General features: G+C 59.6%; 3 protein-coding genes. 1 reads left to right on the top strand and 2 read right to left on the bottom strand.

The features are described 5' to 3' along the window. Window positions 1-131: 131 nt before the first annotated feature. Together PMI36_RS00020 and PMI36_RS00025 are read right to left on the bottom strand one after the other, a co-directional pair. Window positions 132-899, bottom strand: coding sequence for an SDR family oxidoreductase (locus tag PMI36_RS00020; RefSeq protein ID WP_008009686.1), 768 nt, complete (start codon window positions 897-899; stop codon window positions 132-134). Window positions 900-937: 38 nt separating this feature from the next. Continuing rightward, entirely contained in the window at window positions 938-2005 is a 1068-nt protein-coding gene (locus tag PMI36_RS00025) for a phosphotransferase family protein (protein ID WP_008076737.1), read from the bottom strand. A gap of 190 nt (window positions 2006-2195) precedes the next feature. Here PMI36_RS00025 and PMI36_RS00030 point away from each other — a divergent pair, with 190 nt between their 5' ends. Then, a complete protein-coding gene (locus PMI36_RS00030; RefSeq protein WP_007899527.1) occupies window positions 2196-2591 on the top strand; it encodes a DUF4280 domain-containing protein in 396 nt (131 codons plus the stop codon). The last annotated feature ends 37 nt before the right edge of the window (window positions 2592-2628 follow it).

Below are 2628 nucleotides of genomic sequence, written 5' to 3'. Positions count from 1 at the left end.
GCGGTGTATCAGGCAACATCAATGTTGACTGTGCCGCCGTCTTCGCGAGCAAGCCCGCTCCCACATGGATTGCGCCTTAACTGACTGACATTGAGCCATTTGGCTGCCTTCGGTTTACTCGCAGAACTCAATCAGGACAGGAACCCACCATCCACATTCAACGAAACCCCAGTCGTGTAGCTCGACGCGTCACTGGCCAGGTACAACACCGCACCGGCCATTTCACTCGGGTCCGCTACGCGCTTGAGCGGAATCTGCTGCAGCGCGGTTTTCAGAATGGCGTCGTTTTTCACCAGCGCCGAAGCAAACTTGGTGTCGGTCAGGCCCGGCAGCAGGGCGTTGCAACGGATGCCGAATTGCGCGCATTCCTTGGCGAAGACTTTGGTCATGTTGATCACCGCTGCCTTGGTCACCGAGTAGATGCCCTGGAAGATCCCCGGCGAAATACCATTGATCGAGGCGACGTTGATGATGCTGCCGCCACCGTGTTCGCGCATCAGCTTGCCGGCTTCCACCGACATGAAGAAGTAGCCGCGAATGTTCACGTCGACGGTTTTCTGGAAGGCGCTGAGGTCGGTGTCCAGGACGTTGCAGAACTGCGGGTTGGTCGCCGCGTTGTTGACCAGAATGTCCAGGCGCCCGAACTGTTCGCGGATGCCGGCGAAGACTTGGGTGATCTGCTCCATCTCACCGATGTGGCAGGCGACTGCGGTGGCCTTGCCGCCAGCGGCGATGATCGCGTCGGCGACGTGCTGGCAGCCGTCGAGTTTGCGGCTCGAAACGATGACGTGAGCACCTTGCTGCGCCAGCAATTTGGCGATGGCTTCACCAATGCCGCGGCTGGCGCCGGAGACGAAAGCGATCTTGCCGTCGAGGTCGAACAACTGAGTCTTGGACATGATTTTTCCTTGTTATTGGGCCAGATCAGCGGCCGTGATCAGAGGCTGGATTTATCAATGACTTGCAGGCTCATCTGCTCCAGCAGTTTGTTCATGTGAATGAACTGTGCGAAGCGCTTGTCCTGGGTCTGACCATGGAAGAAGCGGTAATAGATCTGCTGCACGATGCCGGCCAGGCGGAACAGACCGTAGGTGTAGTAGAAGTCGAAATTGTCGATCTGGATGCCCGCGCGCTCGGCGTAGTAATCGACGAACTCACGGCGGGTCAGCATGCCGGGAGCGTGGCTTGGCTGACGGCGCATCAATTGCACCGGCGCCGGGTCGTCGGCTTCGATCCAGTAGGCGAGGGTGTTGCCCAAGTCCATCAGCGGGTCGCCGAGGGTGGTCAGTTCCCAGTCCAGCACGCCGATGATCTGCATCGGGTTCTCGGGGTCGAGGATCACGTTGTCGAAGCGGTAATCGTTGTGGACGATGCTCGACGTTGGGTGATCGGCCGGCATCTTGTCGTTGAGCCAGGCTTTGACCGCTTCCCACTTAGGCGCGTCCGGGGTCAGGGCTTTTTCGTAGCGCTCGCTCCAGCCTTTGATTTGCCGTGCCACATAGCCTTCGGGTTTGCCGAGGTCGCCCAGGCCATAGGCCTTGTAGTCGACCCGGTGCAGTTCCACGAACTTGTCGATGAAGTTCTTGCACAGGGTTTCGGTCTTCGCTGAATCAAGCCCTAGTTCCGGTGGCAGTTCGGAGCGCAGGATGATCCCCTTGACCCGTTCCATCACATAAAACTCGGCGCCGATCACTGATTCGTCGGTGCAGTGCACATAGGCTTTGGGGCAATAGGGAAAGCCGTTCCGCAGCTGATTGAGAATGCGAAATTCGCGGCCCATGTCGTGGGCGGACTTGGCCTTGTGGCCGAACGGTGGCCGACGCAGGACGAATTCCTGTTCGGGGTATTCCAGCAGGTAAGTCAGGTTCGACGCACCGCCCGGAAACTGGCTGATTTTCGGCAAGCCACTCAGGCCCGGAATGTGCGCCTTGAGGTACGGATCGATCAGGCTGGCATCGAGTTCTTCGCCAGAGCGGATACGGGTGGACTGGTCAGTAAGCGCCATGCTTATCCCTTCTGCTTATTTTGGAGGCCAGACATCATTGGCTAATCTAATGGTGCGCCGGGGTGGCCACAAGCGCGGCACGGTCTTATAGGTTAGCGTGTTGCCGGATAATCAGCGTTCCTGATGTGCGCGAACGGGCTCGGCGGACTATGGTTTCAGGGGAGCGCCGCTTCCAGGAAGGAGATTCGACATGGGTTGTCCGCAAGTTTGCGCCACCGCGACCCTGCAATGCAGTTTCGGCGCGGCACCAGCAGTACTCAACGTGCTGCCGGTGAATCGCACGCTGACCGGGGGCATGCCAGCGGCGAACATCATGGATCACATTCCGCTGGTCAACGTCATGCCGTTCGGCACGTGCATGAGCATGGCCAACCCGATGGTCGCGGCCGCCACTGCCGCAGCGCTGGGCGTATTGACGCCGATGCCCTGCATCCCGGCCACCGCCACCCCCTGGATTCCCGGAGGCGCGCCGACCCTGCTGCTGGGCGGCATGCCGGCCATCGATGCCAACAGCACCCTGATGTGCAATTGGGCAGGGGTGATAAAAATCGTGATGCCGGGGCAAATGCAGATGCTCATTCCCTGACCGCACACGATCAAACTGTGGGATCGGGCTTGCTCGC

This window comes from Pseudomonas sp. GM79 (assembly GCF_000282495.1).
Classification (GTDB): domain Bacteria; phylum Pseudomonadota; class Gammaproteobacteria; order Pseudomonadales; family Pseudomonadaceae; genus Aquipseudomonas.
This window is presented reverse-complemented; position numbering and strand designations above follow the sequence as displayed.